The sequence below is a fragment of the Aeromonas sp. R4-3 genome, assembly GCF_040908275.1.
Taxonomy (GTDB): domain Bacteria; phylum Pseudomonadota; class Gammaproteobacteria; order Enterobacterales; family Aeromonadaceae; genus Aeromonas; species Aeromonas rivipollensis.
In genome coordinates this window covers 109,482-126,972 of the sequence record NZ_JBFODK010000054.1, presented here as the reverse complement: position 1 = coordinate 126,972, position 17,491 = coordinate 109,482, and the positions used below count along the sequence as shown (strand labels likewise).

Genomic DNA, 17,491 nt, shown 5'->3' with positions numbered 1-17,491 from the left:
TATTTTCAAAGGCTTTTCGAGGTTATCGACGAGGTTGTTTGCGTTGCCGCTTGCCCTGTCGATGGAGGCGCATTATAGGGAGCTGAAACTTTCTGACAAGCCCCTCAAAGCAATAAAATTGCAAAAATCGGTACTTTTTTAGTTATTCATAACTAACCACAGTTTTTATACAGACTTACCCACAAAGCGGACCTAAGTTTGGAGCACGTTGGCAGCGTTCCTTGCATAGATCTCTGCATCCTGTTGGTGCGCATATCCCTGCACCAGGTAAATGAAGGCTCGCCTCGATGATGAGGAATACCTATATAAAGAAGACGTAGACGAAGGACTAGGTTAATAGCAACAGCACAGTTGAGGCAGTTGAGGCAGTTGAAGCAGTTGAGGCAGTTGAAGCAGTTGAAGCAGTTGAAGCAGTTGAAGCAGTTGAAGCAGTTGAAGCAGTTGAAGCAGTTGAAGCAGTATCAGAATCCATTAAAAGAAAAGCCGGGACAAGCCCGGCTTTTTCTTTATCACTCAGCAGCTGCTTCAGCAGCGGCCGGGCGGTCTACCAGCTCGATGTAAGCCATAGGAGCGTTGTCGCCTGCACGGAAACCGCATTTCAGAATGCGAGTATAACCGCCGGCGCGCTCCAGGTAGCGCGGGCCCAGTTCATTGAACAGCTTAGCCACGATCGCGTTATCGCGAGTACGGGCAAATGCCAGGCGACGATTAGCAACGCTATCAGTCTTGGCAAGGGTGATCAGCGGTTCAACTACACGACGCAGCTCTTTTGCCTTAGGCAGAGTCGTCTTGATGATCTCATGACGAACCAGGGAGCTGGCCATGTTGCGGAACATAGCCTGACGATGGCTGCTGTTCCGGTTCAGTTGACGACCACTCAAACGATGGCGCATGACCTTATCCTTCTAACTAAATCTGTGAAACCCGTAATCTGGATTACTCGTCAGCGATGCTGGCGGGCGGCCAGTTCTCAAGGCGCATGCCAAGAGACAGACCACGGGAGGCCAACACATCCTTGATCTCAGTCAGGGACTTCTTACCGAGGTTAGGAGTTTTAAGCAACTCAACTTCGGTACGCTGTACCAGATCACCAATATAGTGGATAGCTTCTGCCTTCAGACAGTTCGCTGAACGAACTGTCAGCTCCAAATCATCGACAGGACGCAGCAGAATCGGATCAAACTCGGGTTTCTCTTCTTTCTTCTCGGGCACACTGACATCGCGCAGATCCACGAAGGCTTCCAGCTGTTCGGCCAAAATAGTGGCAGAACGGCGAATGGCTTCTTCCGGATCCAGAGTACCATTGGTCTCCATGTCGATAACCAGCTTGTCCAAGTCGGTGCGCTGTTCCACACGTGCCGCCTCAACATTGTAGGCGATGCGAACGATGGGGCTGAACGCGGAGTCCAGCAGCAGGCGACCAATAGGACGCTCTTCATCATCGTTGTGAACACGAGCAGAAGCAGGCACATAACCACGACCGCGCTGAACTTTCAGACGCATGCTGATCTCAGCATTGGCCCCTGTCAGGTGGCAGATTACGTGCTCCGGGTTTACGATCTCGACTTCATCACCGTGAGTGATATCACCAGCGGTAACGGGGCCTGTTCCAGACTTGGTCAGGGACAGAGTTACCTCGTCCTTGCCTTCCAGCTTCACAGCGATACCTTTCAGGTTGAGCAGGATTTCAAGAATGTCTTCCTGTACACCTTCTTTGCTGCTGTACTCGTGCAGTACTCCGTCGATCTCGACTTCAGTAACTGCACAACCGGGCATAGATGACAGCAAAATACGACGCAGGGCATTACCCAGCGTGTGGCCAAAGCCACGCTCAAGCGGCTCGAGAGTCACTTTCGCGTGAGTCGGGCTAACTTGCTCGATGTCAACTAGCCGCGGTTTAAGAAAATCTGTTACAGAACCCAGCATTGTGTCCTCTCTTTAGAAGCTAGCTTTACTTGGAGTAAAGCTCGACGATCAGCTGTTCGTTAATGTCGGCAGACAGGTCGGAACGCTCTGGCAGGCGCTTGAAGGCACCTTCCATCTTAGCAGCGTCAACCTCTACCCAAGTCGGCTTCTCGCGCTGACCAGCAACTTCCAGGGAAGCTTTGATACGCGCTTGCTTCTTAGCCTTCTCGCGAACGCAGATCACGTCCTCAGGGGATACCTGGAAAGAAGGAACATTCACAACGCGGCCGTTTACCATGATGGCTTTGTGGCTCACCAGCTGACGAGACTCAGCACGAGTGGCGCCGAAGCCCATGCGGTAGACGACGTTGTCCAGACGACCTTCCAGCAGCTGCAACAGGTTTTCACCGGTGTTACCCTTTTGACGGGCAGCGTCGCGGTAGTAGTTGCGGAACTGTTTTTCCAATACGCCGTAGATACGACGTACTTTTTGTTTCTCGCGCAGTTGCACGCCATAGTCAGACAGACGCGCTTTACGCGCACCGTGTTGACCAGGAACGGTGTCAATCTTGCACTTAGAATCAATCGCACGAACACCAGACTTCAGGAAGAGGTCGGTGCCCTCACGACGGCTAAGCTTAAGCTTAGGACCGATATATCTTGCCATCTTCTTTCTCCAACAATCCTAGACCAAGTAGCTACAGCGTTATACGCGGCGCTTCTTGGGAGGACGACAACCGTTGTGCGGGATCGGAGTCACATCAGTAATATTAGTGATGCGGAAACCAGCCGCGTTCAGAGCGCGGATGGAAGACTCACGACCGGGACCCGGACCTTTGACCATGACTTCCAGGTTCTTCACGCCGTATTCTTTGGCGATCTCACCAGCACGCTCAGCAGCTACCTGGGCAGCAAACGGAGTGGACTTACGGGAACCACGGAAACCTGAACCACCGGAGGTAGCCCATGACAGAGCATTGCCCTGACGGTCAGTAATGGTCACGATTGTGTTGTTGAAAGATGCATGAACGTGCGCAATACCGTCGCTCACTTGCTTTTTAACGCGCTTGCGAGCACGAGTCGGAGTTTTAGCCATTTTCTACCTTCCCGTTACTTCTTGATAGCCTTGCGCGGACCCTTACGGGTACGAGCGTTGGTCTTGGTACGTTGACCACGAACAGGCAGGCTACGACGGTGACGCAAACCACGGTAGCAACCCAGATCCATCAAGCGTTTGATGTTCATGGAAATCTGACGACGCAAGTCACCTTCAACGGTGAATTTACCTACTTGCTCGCGCAGACTTTCGATCTGAGCTTCGTCCAAGTCTTTAATTTTCACATTCTCAGCAATACCGGCTGCGGCACAGATGGCCTTGGAGCGGGTACGACCGACGCCATAAATCGCAGTCAACGCAATGACTGCATGCTTATGGTCAGGAATGTTAATGCCAGCGATACGGGCCACTGTTCACTCCTACTTAGCGTAGATAACGACCACCACAAAGCCCGTGAGCGGATACGTGGCGGTCAACCAATACACAACAAAAGTTGGCTGGCTATATTAGCCAGCACAACTATTTGTTGCAAGTACTAACCGTAAAAAATTAGCCTTGGCGCTGTTTATGCTTTGGCTCGCTGCAAATCACACGCACCACACCGTGACGCTTGATGATTTTGCAGTTACGGCAGATTGCCTTAACGGAAGCACGAACTTTCATTGCTTAACTCCGTAACTACGCCGACCTTTAGCGGCCGTAGCCCTTCAGGTTGGCCTTCCTCAGGACGTCACCATATTGATGAGACATCATATGGGTTTGTACCTGAGCCATGAAGTCCATGATAACTACCACGATAATCAGCAGCGAAGTGCCACCGAAGTAGAACTGTACGTTCCAGGCAGTCATCAAGAACTGGGGTACCAGACAGATAAAGGTTATATAGAGCGCACCTGCCAATGTCAGGCGAGTCATAACCTTATCGATGTAACGTGCTGTCTGCTCGCCCGGGCGGATCCCCGGGATAAAGGCTCCACTCTTCTTCAAATTATCTGCTGTCTCGCGGGGGTTGAACACCAGCGCGGTATAGAAGAAGCAGAAGAAGATAATGGCTGCTGCATAGAGCATCTCATACAAGGGTTGACCCGGCTGCAGGACCATAGAGACCTGTTGCAGGATATCAGCCACCTTGCCCTCGCCCTGACCAAACCAAGAGGTAATGGTCCCTGGGAAGAGGATGATGCTGGATGCGAAAATCGCAGGAATCACACCGGCCATATTCACTTTCAACGGCAGGTGTGTGCTTTGCGCGGCGAATACTTGGCGGCCTTGTTGACGCTTGGCATAGTTAACGACGATACGACGCTGACCACGCTCCACGAACACCACAAAGTAAGTCACTGCGAAAACAATCAAGCCCAGCAACAACAACAGCAGGATGTGCAATTCCCCTTGACGTGCCTGTTCGGCCGTAGCGCCAATGGCATGAGGCAGACCAGCAACGATACCCGTGAAAATAATCAACGAGATACCATTACCAATCCCACGCTCGGTAATCTGTTCACCCAACCACATCAAGAACATGGTACCGGTGACCAGACTCACAACGGCCGTGAAATAGAAGCCCAAACCCGGATGAGTCACGAGTCCCTGCATCATATTCGGCAGACCGGTTGCAATACCAATGGCCTGGAACGTTCCCAAAACCAGCGTGCCCCAACGGGTATATTGGCTAATCTTGCGACGGCCGGATTCACCCTCTTTCTTGAGTTCAGCAAGAGCAGGATGAACCACTGTCAGCAGCTGGATAATGATCGACGCCGAAATGTACGGCATGATCCCCAGCGCAAGAATAGAAGCACGCGAGAGTGCACCACCACTGAACATGTTGAACATCTCAATGATGGTGCCCTTCTGTTGTTGGAACAACTCGGCCAGTACGGCGGCGTCAATACCAGGAATCGGCACATAAGAGCCTGCGCGGAACACGATAATTGCCCCGAGAACGAAGAGCAGACGGCTCTTCAGTTCACTCAGACCACCTTGTGCTTTAACATCCAATCCTGGTTTCTTAGCCATTGTACTGATTATTCCTCGATTTTACCGCCAGCGGCCTCGATGGCTGCACGTGCACCTTTGGTGACGGACAGACCACGAACGGTCACAGCACGGTCAATGTTGCCAGACAGAACAACTTTAGCGAAAACGATGTTCTTGGTAACAACACCGGCTTGCTTCAGAGTGCTCAAATCGACCACATCACCTTCTACCAGGGCGATTTCGTTCAGGCGCACTTCGGCAGAAACCAAAGATTTGCGAGAGAAGAAACCGAACTTCGGCAGACGGATTTTCAAAGGCATCTGGCCACCCTCGAAACCGTTGCGGACTTTACCGCCACCGGAACGAGAAGTTTGACCTTTCACACCACGACCACCGGTCTTGCCCAGACCAGAACCGATACCACGGCCCGGACGGTGCTTAACACGCTTGGAACCAGCGGCCGGAGACAGAGTATTCAGACGCATGCTTAGCCCTCCACCTTAACCATGTAATAAACCTGGTTGATCATGCCGCGTACGCAGGGAGTATCTTCCAGCTCGACGGTGTGACCAATGCGACGCAGACCCAGACCACGCAGAGTCGCCTTGTGCTTTGGCAGACGGCCGATAGAGCTGCGAGTTTGAGTTACTTTTACAGTGTTAGCCATGTCGCATTACCCCAGAATTTCTTCAACGCGCAGACCACGCTTGGCAGCGATCTGTTCCGGTGATTGACCGTGAACCAGAGCGTCTACAGTTGCGCGAACAACGTTGATTGGGTTGGTGGAACCGTAGGTCTTGGCCAGCACGTTATGGATACCGGCAACTTCCAGTACGGCACGCATGGCGCCGCCTGCAATGATACCAGTACCTTGTGAGGCCGGCTTCATGAACACGGTGGAACCGGAGTGAACACCGCGCACCGGGTGGTGCAGAGTGCCATTGTTCAGTTCAACCTTGTTCAGGTTACGTTTAGCCTGTTCCATTGCCTTTTGAATGGCAGCCGGAACTTCACGGGCCTTACCGTAACCGTAACCTACACGGCCGTTACCATCACCCACCACGGTCAACGCGGTGAAGGACATGATACGACCACCTTTAACAGTTTTCGAAACACGGTTTACTGCAATCAGCTTTTCTTGCAGTTCGCCGGCTTGAGATTCGACTTTAGCCATCTTCGACTCCTAGCTTAGAACTGAAGACCAGCGTCACGAGCAGCGGTAGCCAGAGCGGCTACACGACCGTGATACTTGAAACCGGAACGATCGAAAGATACGTTCTGAACGCCTTTGGCAATAGCACGCTCAGCGATTGCTTTACCTACTGCGGTAGCTGCATCTGCATTACCGGTAGATTTGAGCGCTTCACTGATGGCTTTCTCTACTGTAGAAGCAGAGGCCAGAACTTCGGAACCGTTGGCTGCGATAACCTGCGCATAGATATGACGCGGGGTACGGTGAACAACCAGACGGGTAGCTCCCAGTTCCTGCATCTTTTTCCGAGCACGAGTAGCACGACGGAGACGAGCTGCTTTCTTGTCCATAGTGTTACCTTACTTCTTCTTAGCTTCTTTAGTACGCACTTGCTCGTTGGCATAGCGTACACCCTTGCCCTTGTAGGGCTCCGGAGCGCGGTAAGAACGGATATCGGCGGCGACTTGGCCAACCAGCTGCTTGTCCACACCACGCAGAATGATCTCTGTGGCGGACGGACATTCAGCGGTGACACCAGCCGGCAGCGCATGCTCAACCGGGTGAGAGAAGCCCAGAGCCAGCGCGACAGCATTGCCCTTGATGGAGGCTTTGTAGCCAACACCAACCAGCTGCAGCTTGCGCTCGAAGCCTTGGGTAACACCGATTACCATGTTGTTAGCCAATGCACGTGCAGTACCGGCCTGAGCGTCAGCACCAGCGATGCCGTCGCGCGGGGCGAACTTCAGTACATTGTCTTCTTTGGTCACTTCTACACCGGCGTGGATGGAACGAACCAGAGAACCTTTACCACCTTTGATGGACAGTTCCTGACCGTTCAGAGTCACCTCTACGCCAGCAGGAATAGTGACGGGTGCCTTAGCAACGCGAGACATTTCCGACCTCCTATTAAGCGACGTAGCAGATGATCTCACCACCCATGCTTGCCTTGCGGGCAGCACGGTCGGTCATCACACCTTTAGACGTGGACACGATAGCAACACCGAGACCGCCCATGACTTTCGGCAGATCAGTAGTGCGCTTGTAAATACGCAGGCCGGGACGGCTCACGCGTTGGATCAGTTCTACAACCGGCTTGCCCTGGAAATATTTCAGTTCAATTTCCAGTTCCGGCTTCACATCACCTGCTACGGAGTAGCCAGCGATGTAACCTTCTTCCTTCAGCACTTTGGCAATAGCCACTTTCAGCTTGGAAGAAGGCATGGAAACCGCAACTTTGCTCGCCGCCTGACCGTTACGGATGCGGGTCAGCATATCCGCGATCGGATCTTGCATGCTCATAGTCTAACTCCCGAGATTCTTACCAAGAGGCCTTTTTGAGGCCCGGAATTTCGCCCTTCATGGCATGCTCACGCACCTTGATGCGAGAGAGGCCAAACTTCCGCAGGAAACCGTGCGGACGACCAGTGATGTTGCAACGGTTACGCTGGCGGGACGGACTGGAATCACGGGGCAGCTGTTGCAGTTGCAAGACAGCATCCCAACGCGCTTCTTCAGAAGCGTTCATATCAACGATGATAGCTTTCAGCTCGGTACGCTTGGTCGCGAACTTGGCTGCCAGCTTCGCACGCTTTGCTTCACGTGCTTTCATGGATGTTTTAGCCATAACCCTAACCTTACTTGCGGAATGGGAAGTTAAAGGCAGCCAGCAGAGCACGGCCTTCTTCGTCGGTATTCGCGGAAGTGGTGATGGTGATATCCAGACCACGGACGCGATCGACCTTGTCATAGTCGATTTCCGGGAAGATGATTTGCTCACGCACGCCCATGGAGTAGTTACCACGGCCATCAAACGCCTTAGCGTTCAGACCACGGAAGTCACGGATACGCGGTACGGAGATGCAAATCAGCCGTTCCAGGAACTCCCACATACGCTCGCCACGCAGGGTTACTTTACAACCTATCGGGTAGCCTTCACGAATCTTGAAGCCCGCAACAGATTTGCGTGCTTTGGTGATCAGCGGTTTCTGACCGGAAATGGCAGCCATATCGGCAGCAGCATTTTCCAGCAACTTCTTGTCAGAGATCGCTTCACCAACACCCATGTTCAGGGTGATTTTCTCGATCCGAGGGACTTGCATGATAGTCTTGTAACCGAACTGCTTGGACAGTTCATTTACTACATCGGATTTGTAGTAATCATGCAGTTTCGCCATCGTTAAACTCCAATTACTTCACAAGTTCGCCGGTGGATTTGAAGAAACGGACTTTCTTGCCGTCTTCAATCCGGAAACCAACGCGGTCAGCCTTGCCAGTGGCAGAGTTGAACAGCGCGATGTTAGATACATCGATGGGGGCTTCTTTGGTGACGATACCGCCAGCCTGACCCAATGCGGGTACCGGCTTCTGGTGTTTCTTCACCTGGTTGATGCCTTCCACGATTACCTTACCTTTTGCAATCAGGACTTGAGTGACTTTGCCACGCTTGCCCTTGTCTTTGCCGGTAAGAACAATTACTTCGTCTTCGCGACGGATTTTCGCTGCCATCGTTCGACTCCTTACAGTACTTCGGGTGCCAGGGACACAATCTTCATGAACTTCTCATTACGGAGTTCACGGGTCACCGGGCCAAAAATACGAGTACCGATTGGCTGTTGGTTGTTGTTAAGCAACACAGCCGCATTGTTGTCGAAACGGATGACAGAGCCGTCCGGACGACGAACGCCTTTACGGGTGCGTACGACCACCGCGTTATACACATCACCTTTCTTCACTTTACCGCGAGGAATAGCTTCCTTGATGGAAACCTTGATGATGTCGCCGATGCCGGCATAACGGCGGTGCGAACCACCCAGAACCTTAATACACATTACACTGCGAGCGCCGGAGTTGTCGGCAACACCCAGCATACTTTGCATCTGGATCATCTTAGTGCTCCGCTTTGTTTACTTCTTATCCCTAATGGGATCTGGCTGCCTTCAAAAGGCGCGAAACTATAACACAGGTATTTTTGAAAAGGTAGCCTAAAAAACAAACGGCCCCGATGGGGGGCCGTTTGGGCTAAAAAGTACCGAATTAGGCCTTTTCTACGACAGCAACCAGGGTCCAGGACTTGGTCTTGGACAGCGGGCGGCATTCGCGGATTTCCACGAGATCGCCAGCTTTACACTCGTTGTTCTCGTCATGTACGTGCAGCTTGGTAGTGCGCTTGATGATCTTACCGTAGATCGGGTGCTTTACCTTGCGCTCGATAGCGACGGTGATGGACTTGTCCATCTTGTCGCTAATTACACGACCTTGCAGAGTACGGATCTTGTCAGTCATTACGCACCTGCCTTCTCAGTCAGTACAGTCTTGATACGTGCGACGTCACGACGCACTTGTTTCAGAGTGTGAGTCTGAGCCAGCTGGCCGGTGGAAGCTTGCATGCGCATGTTGAATTGCTCACGCAGCAGACCCAGCAGCTCCTGGTTCAGTTCATCGACGCTCTTTTGACGCAGATCTTGGGCTTTCATCACATCACCGTCTTAATTACGAAAGTGGTCTGAACGGACAGCTTAGCTGCGGCCAGGGCAAACGCTTCACGCGCCAGAGCCTCAGGTACACCATCCATCTCGTACAGAACCTTGCCAGGCTGGATCGGGCAGACCCAATATTCCACGTTGCCCTTACCTTTACCCATACGAACTTCGAGGGGCTTTTCGGTGATGGGCTTGTCCGGGAACACACGGATCCAGATCTTACCTTGACGCTTTACGTGACGGGTCATGGCACGACGGGCTGCTTCGATTTGACGAGCAGTCAGTTGACCACGAGATGTCGCCTTCAGGCCAAAGGTACCGAAGGATACTTCGTTACCAGAGTTGGCCAGACCGCGGTTACGACCCTTATGGGTCTTGCGGAATTTAGTACGCTTAGGTTGCAACATTTACCGAATCTCCTTACTTAGCAGCGCGGCGCTTGTTGTCACGCTTGGGCTTTGCAGGAGCTTGCTCTTGAGCAGCGGCAGCGTTAACAGCAGCCAGACCGCCCAGAACTTCGCCCTTGAAGATCCAAACTTTGACGCCGATCACACCGTAAGTGGTGTGGGCTTCAGAAGTTGCGTAGTCGATGTCGGCACGCAGGGTGTGCAAAGGCACACGACCTTCACGGTACCATTCGGTACGCGCGATTTCAGCGCCGCCCAGACGACCGGACACTTCTACTTTGATGCCCTTGGCACCCAGGCGCATGGCGTTCTGTACGGCGCGCTTCATAGCGCGACGGAACATTACGCGACGTTCCAGCTGAGAAGTGATGCTGTCGGCAACGAGTTTGCCATCCAGCTCCGGCTTGCGGACTTCGGAAATGTTGATCTGAGCAGGCACGCCAGCAATAGCGGCTACGGCTTTGCGCAGTTTCTCAACGTCTTCGCCTTTCTTGCCGATCACGACACCCGGACGAGCGGTGTGAATGGTCACACGGATGCTCTTGGCCGGACGCTCGATGGTGATCTTGGACAAGGAAGCGTTTTTCAGCTCCTTGGTCAGGAACTGGCGTACTTGGAAATCGCTGTACAGGTTGTCAGCGAAGTCTTTGGTGTTCGCGAACCAGGTAGAATTCCAAGGCTTGGTAATACCCAGGCGAATGCCATTAGGATGTACTTTCTGACCCATTGCTTATCTCCCAGCCTTAGCGTCGGATACCACTACAGTGATGTGAGCGGTACGCTTGAGGATACGATCCGCGCGACCTTTGGCACGCGGGCGGATGCGCTTCATGGAGGGACCTTCGTCTACCATGATGGTGGCAACACGCAGGGCGTCGATGTCGGCGCCTTCGTTGTGCTCAGCGTTTGCAATGGCAGATTCCAGCACTTTCTTCACCAGAACCGCAGCCTTTTTCGGGCTGAAGGTCAGGATGTTCAGAGCCTTGTCTACGGACAGACCACGTACTTGATCGGCTACCAGACGAGCTTTCTGGGCAGAAGTACGGGCATAACGGTGTTTAGCGATAGCTTCCATCATTTATCCCTTAGCGCTTCTTAGCCTTCTTATCAGCAGCATGGCCGCGATAAGTACGAGTCGGTGCGAATTCACCCAGTTTGTGACCGATCATTTCTTCGGTAACGAAAACCGGAACGTGCTGACGACCATTATGGACAGCGATGGTCAAACCGATCATGTTCGGGATGATCATTGAACGACGGGACCAGGTCTTAACCGGCTTTTTATCCCCGCTTTCCACCGCTTTCTCTACCTTCTTCAGCAAGTGCAGGTCAATAAATGGACCCTTCTTGAGAGAACGTGGCATGGTGATTCCTCTATGTTAACAATTACTTGTTACGACGACGTACGATGTACTTGTCGGTACGCTTGTTCTTACGGGTCTTGAAGCCCTTAGCCTTCTGGCCCCATGGGGACACAGGCTGCATGCCCTTGTTACGACCCTCACCACCACCGTGCGGGTGATCAACCGGGTTCATCGCCATACCGCGAACGGTCGGACGAATACCACGCCAGCGGTTTGCACCGGCTTTACCCAGTTGACGCAGCATGTGCTCGGAGTTACCCACTTCACCAATGGTGGCGCGGCACTCGGCCAGAACTTTACGTACTTCGCCGGAACGCAGACGCAGAGTTACATAGTTACCTTCACGAGCCAGAATCTGGATGAAAGTACCAGCGGAACGAGCCAGCTGGGCACCTTTACCAGGTTTCATTTCTACGGCGTGAACGGTAGAACCAACCGGGATGTTACGCATCGGCAGGGAGTTACCTACCTTGATCGCAGCATCAGCACCAGAAGCGATAGCATCACCTGCTTTCAGGCCTTTCGGAGCCAGGATGTAACGACGCTCACCGTCTGCATACAGCACCAGGGCGATGTTTGCGGTACGGTTAGGATCGTATTCCAGACGCTCTACTTTGGCCGGAATGCCGTCTTTGTCGCGTTTGAAGTCGACGATACGGTAGTGTTGCTTGTGACCACCACCGATATGACGGGTGGTGATACGGCCGTTGTTGTTACGACCACCGGACTTGCTTTTGCTGTCCAGCAGAGCGGCGAAGGGCTTGCCCTTGTACAGCTCTTGGTTGACGATCTTGACGACGTGGCGGCGGCCCGGAGAAGTAGGCTTGCACTTAACGATTGCCATTTTTGAGAACTCCTCTTACTCGGCTGCGCCCATGAAGTCGATGTCCTGACCAGCTTTCAGGGTCACATAAGCCTTTTTCCAATCGGAACGACGGCCTACACGCGCACCTGAGCGCTTGGTCTTACCCTTCATGTTCAGGGTACGGACGGTCTCAACTTCGACCTCGAACAGTTTCGCAACTGCAGCTTTGACTTCCGCCTTGGTGGCATCAACAGCAACTTTGAACACGATAGTGTTCTGCTTTTCTGCGACCATGGTGCTCTTTTCAGAGATGTGCGGAGCCTTCAGAACTTTCAACAGACGTTCTTCGCGGATCATGCCAGCATCTCCTCGATTTGCTTAACTGCGTCAGCAGTCATCAGAATCTTGTCGAAAGCGATCAGGCTGACCGGGTCGATACCGGCAACATCACGCACGTCGACCTTGTACAGGTTGCGAGCAGCCAGGAACAGGTTCTCATCGACTTCAGCAGTCACGATCAGAACGTCAGTCAGTTCCATTTCTTTCAGCTTGGCGATCAGTTCTTTGGTCTTCGGCGCTTCGATGCCGAATTTCTCGACAACGATCAGGCGCTCTTGACGTACCAGCTCGGACAGGATGCTACGGATAGCGCCGCGGTACATCTTCTTGTTTACTTTCTGGCTGTGATCTTGCGGCTTAGCAGCAAAGGTCACACCACCGGAACGCCAGATGGGCGAACGGATGGAGCCAGCACGGGCACGACCAGTACCCTTCTGACGCCACGGCTTTTTGCCGCCACCAGACACTTCAGAGCGAGTCAGCTGCGCACGAGTACCCTGACGGGCACCAGCGGCATATGCAACGACGACCTGGTGAACCAGAGCTTCGTTGAATTCGCGCCCGAAGGTAGTCTCGGAAACTTCAAGAGCGCTCTTGGCGTCTTTCATTACCAATTCCATTACTATCTCCTCAGACGTTACGCTTTGACGGCAGGTTTGACGATCACGTTGCCGTTGGTTGCACCCGGTACTGCGCCTTTGATGAGCAGCAGGTTGCGTTCAGCGTCAACACGAACCAGTTCCAGGTTCTGAGTCGTTACACGCTCAGCACCCATGTGACCAGCCATCTTTTTGCCCTTGAATACACGGCCCGGGGTCTGGTTTTGACCGATGGAGCCAGGTACACGGTGGGACAGGGAGTTACCGTGGGTCATATCCTGGGTGCGGAAGTTGTGGCGCTTTACAGTGCCCGCAAAACCTTTACCCTTGGATGTGCCGGTAACGTCAACCATCTTAACGTCAGCGAGAAGATCTACTTTCAGCTCGCTACCAACAGTGAAAGTTTCACCGTTGTTCAGGCGGAACTCCCACAGACCGCGACCGGCTTCTACACCAGCTTTGGCGAAGTGGCCAGCTTCCGGCTTGGTCACACGGCTGGCTTTCTTGGCGCCAGTGGTAACCTGAATAGCGTTGTAGCCGTCGGTTTCTACAGATTTGACCTGAGTTACACGGTTAGCTTCAACTTCGATAACAGTCACCGGGATAGAAACGCCATCTTCAGTGAAGATGCGAGTCATACCCACTTTGCGACCTACAAGACCGATTGTCATTGTTATCAACCTCTTTCCGTAATTAACCCAGGCTGATCTGGACGTCTACACCAGCTGCCAGATCCAGACGCATCAGGGCGTCTACGGTCTTGTCAGTCGGCTCAACGATGTCTACCAGACGCTTGTGAGTGCGGATCTCGTACTGATCACGCGCATCTTTGTTGACGTGCGGGGAGATCAGGACGGTGAAGCGCTCTTTGCGAGTCGGCAGCGGAATAGGACCGCGAACCTGCGCGCCGGTGCGCTTTGCAGTTTCAACGATTTCCGCAGTGGATTGATCGATCAGGCGATGATCAAAAGCCTTCAGGCGGATACGGATTCTTTGGTTCTGCATTGACAGAGCTCCAATAGATAAAAGAACATAAATCAACACCGCCCGACCGAGATTACTCCCGCCAGAGGTGTGATTTTTCACGTTTCCTCCCATATCGGGAGGACTGTATGGCTGGCGACTCGTAAGCGGGAAGCTCAGCAGCAGACATATCGTCTGGCATGCCTCATGGGCAAGCGGAGGGGATTATACGGATTTTTTCAATTCGCGCAAGAGAAGGCGGACAGATTGTGCGCAACTTTGTGTGACGGATGGATCTCGCCGGCGATCGCTCTCCTGCCAGCCACAAAGCGGTAACGACAATGTTGCAAACAGGCTGATAGACTGCCCCCTTGCCTCAGTCAGCGGAACGACCCCGATGCTCAAGAATCAGAAGAAAGCCTATCAATACGGACTCTGCGCCGTCGCCCTCTGGTCGACGGTAGCCACCGCCTTCAAGATATCCCTCGCCTACTTCGAGCCGGTGCAGTTGCTGCTGGTCGCCGCCATCACCTCGACTCTGACCCTGGGGTCCATCGTGGCGATCCAGGGCAAGCTGCCCCTGCTGCTGAGCTATCTCAGGGCCCGCCCCTTCTACTATCTGGCCCTGGGGGTGCTGAACCCCTTCCTTTACTACCTGCTGCTGTTCAAGGCCTATGACCTGCTGCCTGCCCAGCAGGCCCAGACCCTCAACTACACCTGGGCCATCACCTTGAGTTTGCTGGCCGTCCCCTTCCTCGGCCAGAAGCTCCGGCGCCGTGACGGCGTGGCCATAGTCCTTGGCTACTTCGGCGCCCTGGTGATCGCCACCAGGGGGGACGTGTTCGGCCTGCAGTTTGACAGCCCGCTCGGGGTGACGCTGGCCCTGGTCTCTACCCTCATCTGGGCCGGCTACTGGATCCTCAACACCCGCAACCAGGGGGATCCCATCGTCAGCCTGCTGCTTGGCTTCCTCATCAGCCTGCCGTTCATCGTGGTGGCGACTTGGCTGCTCGCCGACTTTGCCATGACCGCCTGGCAGGGCTGGCTCGGAGCCATCTATGTGGGACTGTTCGAGATGGGATTCGGCTTCGTGCTCTGGCTGATGGCCCTGCGCCATGCCACCAACACGGCCCCCATCAGCAACCTCATATTCATCTCGCCGTTTGCTTCGCTGGTGCTGCTCAACCTCTTGATCGGCGAAGCCATTCATCCCGCCACCCCCATAGGGCTGGCGCTGATCGTCGCCGCCCTGCTGATCCAGCAACTCAAATACGGCAAGCGCTACCGCAAGACGGCCGAGCCACAAGCCTGACAATGCAGAAGGGCGCATCCACAGATGCGCCCTTCGTTCAATCCATCCACTCCAGCGGCTGGTGCTTGGGTAGCCGGATCTCCACCAGCAAGCCCCGCAGATCAGAGCGGCCCAGCTTGATGGTGCCGTGGTGCTGGGACACTATCTTGGCGACTATGGCCAGCCCCAGGCCACTGCCACCGCCGGTGCGCGCCAGATTGCCCTGGGTAAAGGGTTTGAGCACCCGGGAGTAGTCCTGCTCCGCTATCCCGGGGCCATTGTCGGATAGCCGCAACCTGACCCAGTGGCCATCGTCCTTCAGCTCGGCCTGCAGCCGGGTCGCGCCGTAGCGCAGCGCATTGCCCGACAGGTTGTTGAGGATGCGGCGGATGCTGATGGGATGGCAGGCCACCCGCACCGCCTGCTCCGGCAGGAGCAGCTCCACTTCCAACCCCTGATCGGTCTGCATCAGCAGCGCATCGTGGATGAGCTGGGTCAGGTCGATCGGATGGGCATCCAGCCCCTCGTTCGGGCGTATGTAGTCGATGAACTGATCTATGATGCCGTTGGACTCGTCGATGTCCGCATTGATGCTCTCCTTGAGGTACTCATCCCCGGAGGACATCATCTCGGTCGCCAGCCGGATGCGGGTCAGGGGCGTGCGCAGATCGTGGGAGACCCCGGCCATCATCAGGTTGCGCTCTTCGATCAGGCCCTTGATGGAGTGCGACATGTGGTTGAAGGTGCGAGTCAGGCGGCGTACCTCCCGCGAACCGTGCTCTCCCAGGGCATCGGGGAACTGGCCCCGCGCCACGGCCACGGCCCCCGCCTCCAGATCTTCCAGCGGCCGCACCAGCTGGCGGGCGAAGCGCCAGGCCGCAAACAGGGTCACTACCAGCAGCACGCTCATGTAGATGATGAGGGGCTCTATGTCGTCATCCTCGATCTCGGTCAGGGGGATGCGCACCCACATCTGGCTGGCCTGGGGCGGCTGGATCCAGATGATGTAGTGATCCTGGATCTCGACCCTGACCCTGGTTTCCCCCTTCAGCTCGCGGCTGATGTTCTCCTCCAGATAGGGGTAGGGCTTGGAATCCTTGAGTCCGTGCTGCTCCGCCTCGCTCTGGGTGTAGATGTCGCTGCCCGTGGTCACATAGACCAGCGCCTCGGCATCCTCGCTCAGCGCCAGCTGGTTGCTGTCGGCAGGGAAGATGAGCTTGACCTGATTGGCCAGCAGGTGGCTGATCTGCTTGACGGTGGGCGCCAGCAGATAGTTGTAGAAGGTGGCGTAGGAGACAACCTGATAGACCACCAGCACGGCGGCCAGGAACCAGAGCATGCGGGAGAACATGCTACCCACTTTTTTCATTCCCCGTCACCGTCCGGCACGAAGACATAGCCCAGGCCCCACACTGTCTGCAGGTAACGGGGCTGGGCCGGATCCTGCTCCAGCAGGCGGCGCAGACGGGAGACCTGCACATCTATGCTGCGCTCTGTGGCTGTGTATTCCCGGCCCCGGGCCAGGTTCATCAGCTTGTCCCGGGAGAGCGGCTCGCGAGGGTGGCTCACCAACACCTTGAGGACGGCAAACTCGCCGCTGGTCAAGGCCACCGGCTCCCCGTCACGGCTCAGCTCGCGGGTCGCCAGGTTGAGTTGATAGGTGCCAAAGCTCACCATCTTCTCGGCTGTGGAGGGGGCGCCGGGCAGCTCGACGGTATGGCGGCGCAACACGGCGCGGATCCGGGCCAGCAACTCACGGGGGTTGAACGGCTTGGGCAGATAGTCATCCGCCCCCATCTCCAGACCGACGATGCGATCCACTTCGTCCCCCTTGGCGGTGAGCATCAGCACCGGGATCTGGTTGCCCGCCTCCCGCAGGCGGCGGCAGATGGAGAGCCCGTCCTCCCCCGGCAGCATCAGGTCGAGTACCATCAGGCTGAAGTTCTCGCGTGTCAGCAGGCGATCAGCCTGCTCTCCATTGGCAACACCCCGCACCACAAATCCCTGTTCGGTGAGGTAACGCTCCAGCAGGGAGCGTAGTTTCAGGTCGTCGTCGACCACCAGGACCTTGTATTGCTGACTCATTGCCGCCTCTCCTCTCTGTCTCCTC

31 protein-coding genes are annotated in these 17,491 nt (G+C 54.8%); 1 reads left to right on the top strand and 30 read right to left on the bottom strand.

All coding sequences use genetic code 11. The features are described 5' to 3' along the window. Window positions 1-509: 509 nt before the first annotated feature. From rplQ to rpsJ, 28 genes are all read right to left on the bottom strand, one after another. On the bottom strand, window positions 510-893 hold the full coding sequence (gene rplQ, locus AB5Y91_RS16600; protein ID WP_005307999.1) for a 50S ribosomal protein L17: 384 nt from the start codon (window positions 891-893) through the stop codon (window positions 510-512). A 43-nt stretch (window positions 894-936) separates the two neighbouring features. Then, complete coding sequence (gene rpoA / locus AB5Y91_RS16595) at window positions 937-1,926, bottom strand: DNA-directed RNA polymerase subunit alpha (protein ID WP_005307997.1); 990 nt, start codon at window positions 1,924-1,926, stop codon at window positions 937-939. Window positions 1,927-1,951: 25 nt separating this feature from the next. Further along, entirely contained in the window at window positions 1,952-2,572 is a 621-nt protein-coding gene (rpsD, locus tag AB5Y91_RS16590) for a 30S ribosomal protein S4 (protein ID WP_010672568.1), read from the bottom strand. Between the two features lie 39 nt (window positions 2,573-2,611). Further along, complete coding sequence (rpsK, locus tag AB5Y91_RS16585; RefSeq protein WP_005319702.1) at window positions 2,612-3,001, bottom strand: 30S ribosomal protein S11; 390 nt, start codon at window positions 2,999-3,001, stop codon at window positions 2,612-2,614. Window positions 3,002-3,015: 14 nt separating this feature from the next. Continuing rightward, window positions 3,016-3,372: a 30S ribosomal protein S13 gene (rpsM, locus tag AB5Y91_RS16580; RefSeq protein ID WP_005307991.1), complete on the bottom strand. Its 357-nt coding sequence runs from the start codon at window positions 3,370-3,372 to the stop codon at window positions 3,016-3,018. 139 nt (window positions 3,373-3,511) lie between these two features. Beyond that, window positions 3,512-3,625 (bottom strand): 50S ribosomal protein L36, encoded by a 114-nt coding sequence (rpmJ, locus tag AB5Y91_RS16575; RefSeq protein WP_005319705.1) that lies wholly within the window; start codon window positions 3,623-3,625, stop codon window positions 3,512-3,514. 27 nt (window positions 3,626-3,652) lie between these two features. Continuing rightward, a complete protein-coding gene (gene secY / locus AB5Y91_RS16570; protein ID WP_005307989.1) occupies window positions 3,653-4,981 on the bottom strand; it encodes a preprotein translocase subunit SecY in 1,329 nt (442 codons plus the stop codon). An 8-nt stretch (window positions 4,982-4,989) separates the two neighbouring features. Further along, entirely contained in the window at window positions 4,990-5,427 is a 438-nt protein-coding gene (gene rplO, locus AB5Y91_RS16565; protein ID WP_025325390.1) for a 50S ribosomal protein L15, read from the bottom strand. Window positions 5,428-5,429: 2 nt separating this feature from the next. Further along, window positions 5,430-5,609 carry a 50S ribosomal protein L30 gene (gene rpmD / locus AB5Y91_RS16560; protein ID WP_005307985.1) on the bottom strand — a complete coding sequence of 60 codons (180 nt, stop codon included), beginning with the start codon at window positions 5,607-5,609 and terminating at the stop codon, window positions 5,430-5,432. A 6-nt stretch (window positions 5,610-5,615) separates the two neighbouring features. Continuing rightward, window positions 5,616-6,116: a 30S ribosomal protein S5 gene (rpsE, locus tag AB5Y91_RS16555; RefSeq protein ID WP_005340605.1), complete on the bottom strand. Its 501-nt coding sequence runs from the start codon at window positions 6,114-6,116 to the stop codon at window positions 5,616-5,618. Window positions 6,117-6,130: 14 nt separating this feature from the next. Beyond that, entirely contained in the window at window positions 6,131-6,484 is a 354-nt protein-coding gene (gene rplR / locus AB5Y91_RS16550) for a 50S ribosomal protein L18 (RefSeq protein ID WP_033130012.1), read from the bottom strand. Between the two features lie 9 nt (window positions 6,485-6,493). Further along, the gene (rplF, locus tag AB5Y91_RS16545; RefSeq protein WP_106885233.1) at window positions 6,494-7,027 is read right to left on the bottom strand and encodes a 50S ribosomal protein L6; all 534 of its coding nucleotides are present in this window, start codon (window positions 7,025-7,027) and stop codon (window positions 6,494-6,496) included. 13 nt (window positions 7,028-7,040) lie between these two features. Further along, on the bottom strand, window positions 7,041-7,433 hold the full coding sequence (rpsH, locus tag AB5Y91_RS16540) for a 30S ribosomal protein S8 (RefSeq protein WP_005307980.1): 393 nt from the start codon (window positions 7,431-7,433) through the stop codon (window positions 7,041-7,043). 19 nt (window positions 7,434-7,452) lie between these two features. Continuing rightward, a complete protein-coding gene (gene rpsN, locus AB5Y91_RS16535) occupies window positions 7,453-7,758 on the bottom strand; it encodes a 30S ribosomal protein S14 (protein WP_005331161.1) in 306 nt (101 codons plus the stop codon). A 10-nt stretch (window positions 7,759-7,768) separates the two neighbouring features. Continuing rightward, window positions 7,769-8,308, bottom strand: coding sequence for a 50S ribosomal protein L5 (gene rplE, locus AB5Y91_RS16530; RefSeq protein WP_005331162.1), 540 nt, complete (start codon window positions 8,306-8,308; stop codon window positions 7,769-7,771). 13 nt (window positions 8,309-8,321) lie between these two features. Next, entirely contained in the window at window positions 8,322-8,639 is a 318-nt protein-coding gene (rplX, locus tag AB5Y91_RS16525) for a 50S ribosomal protein L24 (protein ID WP_025325387.1), read from the bottom strand. A gap of 11 nt (window positions 8,640-8,650) precedes the next feature. Further along, window positions 8,651-9,019, bottom strand: coding sequence for a 50S ribosomal protein L14 (rplN, locus tag AB5Y91_RS16520; protein ID WP_005307975.1), 369 nt, complete (start codon window positions 9,017-9,019; stop codon window positions 8,651-8,653). Window positions 9,020-9,167: 148 nt separating this feature from the next. Beyond that, window positions 9,168-9,416 (bottom strand): 30S ribosomal protein S17, encoded by a 249-nt coding sequence (rpsQ, locus tag AB5Y91_RS16515; RefSeq protein WP_005307966.1) that lies wholly within the window; start codon window positions 9,414-9,416, stop codon window positions 9,168-9,170. Then, complete coding sequence (gene rpmC, locus AB5Y91_RS16510) at window positions 9,416-9,607, bottom strand: 50S ribosomal protein L29 (protein WP_005319733.1); 192 nt, start codon at window positions 9,605-9,607, stop codon at window positions 9,416-9,418. The genes rpsQ and rpmC overlap by 1 nt, the downstream gene beginning before the upstream one ends. Further along, the gene (gene rplP, locus AB5Y91_RS16505) at window positions 9,607-10,020 is read right to left on the bottom strand and encodes a 50S ribosomal protein L16 (protein WP_005307963.1); all 414 of its coding nucleotides are present in this window, start codon (window positions 10,018-10,020) and stop codon (window positions 9,607-9,609) included. Before rplP ends, rpmC begins: the two co-directional genes overlap by 1 nt. Window positions 10,021-10,033: 13 nt before the next feature. Next, on the bottom strand, window positions 10,034-10,747 hold the full coding sequence (rpsC, locus tag AB5Y91_RS16500; RefSeq protein WP_005331168.1) for a 30S ribosomal protein S3: 714 nt from the start codon (window positions 10,745-10,747) through the stop codon (window positions 10,034-10,036). 3 nt (window positions 10,748-10,750) lie between these two features. Next, the gene (gene rplV / locus AB5Y91_RS16495; protein WP_005319741.1) at window positions 10,751-11,095 is read right to left on the bottom strand and encodes a 50S ribosomal protein L22; all 345 of its coding nucleotides are present in this window, start codon (window positions 11,093-11,095) and stop codon (window positions 10,751-10,753) included. A gap of 10 nt (window positions 11,096-11,105) precedes the next feature. Continuing rightward, window positions 11,106-11,384, bottom strand: a complete 279-nt coding sequence (gene rpsS, locus AB5Y91_RS16490; protein ID WP_005307960.1) for a 30S ribosomal protein S19 — start codon at window positions 11,382-11,384, stop codon at window positions 11,106-11,108. Between the two features lie 22 nt (window positions 11,385-11,406). Continuing rightward, window positions 11,407-12,228 carry a 50S ribosomal protein L2 gene (gene rplB / locus AB5Y91_RS16485; RefSeq protein ID WP_005331177.1) on the bottom strand — a complete coding sequence of 274 codons (822 nt, stop codon included), beginning with the start codon at window positions 12,226-12,228 and terminating at the stop codon, window positions 11,407-11,409. Window positions 12,229-12,243: 15 nt separating this feature from the next. Beyond that, window positions 12,244-12,543 carry a 50S ribosomal protein L23 gene (gene rplW / locus AB5Y91_RS16480; RefSeq protein ID WP_343213389.1) on the bottom strand — a complete coding sequence of 100 codons (300 nt, stop codon included), beginning with the start codon at window positions 12,541-12,543 and terminating at the stop codon, window positions 12,244-12,246. Further along, window positions 12,543-13,148 (bottom strand): 50S ribosomal protein L4, encoded by a 606-nt coding sequence (gene rplD / locus AB5Y91_RS16475; RefSeq protein ID WP_025325386.1) that lies wholly within the window; start codon window positions 13,146-13,148, stop codon window positions 12,543-12,545. Before rplD ends, rplW begins: the two co-directional genes overlap by 1 nt. A gap of 17 nt (window positions 13,149-13,165) precedes the next feature. Next, window positions 13,166-13,798, bottom strand: a complete 633-nt coding sequence (gene rplC, locus AB5Y91_RS16470) for a 50S ribosomal protein L3 (RefSeq protein ID WP_025325385.1) — start codon at window positions 13,796-13,798, stop codon at window positions 13,166-13,168. 22 nt (window positions 13,799-13,820) lie between these two features. Then, window positions 13,821-14,132, bottom strand: coding sequence for a 30S ribosomal protein S10 (rpsJ, locus tag AB5Y91_RS16465; RefSeq protein ID WP_005307944.1), 312 nt, complete (start codon window positions 14,130-14,132; stop codon window positions 13,821-13,823). Window positions 14,133-14,487: 355 nt separating this feature from the next. On the opposite strand from rpsJ, the gene AB5Y91_RS16460 reads away from it, so the two are divergent. After that, on the top strand, window positions 14,488-15,402 hold the full coding sequence (locus AB5Y91_RS16460) for a DMT family transporter (protein ID WP_139745052.1): 915 nt from the start codon (window positions 14,488-14,490) through the stop codon (window positions 15,400-15,402). Between the two features lie 37 nt (window positions 15,403-15,439). Here AB5Y91_RS16460 and envZ read toward each other — a convergent pair whose 3' ends face one another. Together envZ and ompR are read right to left on the bottom strand one after the other, a co-directional pair. After that, window positions 15,440-16,750 (bottom strand): two-component system sensor histidine kinase EnvZ, encoded by a 1,311-nt coding sequence (gene envZ, locus AB5Y91_RS16455; RefSeq protein ID WP_368170288.1) that lies wholly within the window; start codon window positions 16,748-16,750, stop codon window positions 15,440-15,442. Next, window positions 16,747-17,466, bottom strand: a complete 720-nt coding sequence (gene ompR / locus AB5Y91_RS16450) for a two-component system response regulator OmpR (protein ID WP_368170287.1) — start codon at window positions 17,464-17,466, stop codon at window positions 16,747-16,749. Before ompR ends, envZ begins: the two co-directional genes overlap by 4 nt. Window positions 17,467-17,491: the final 25 nt, after the last annotated feature.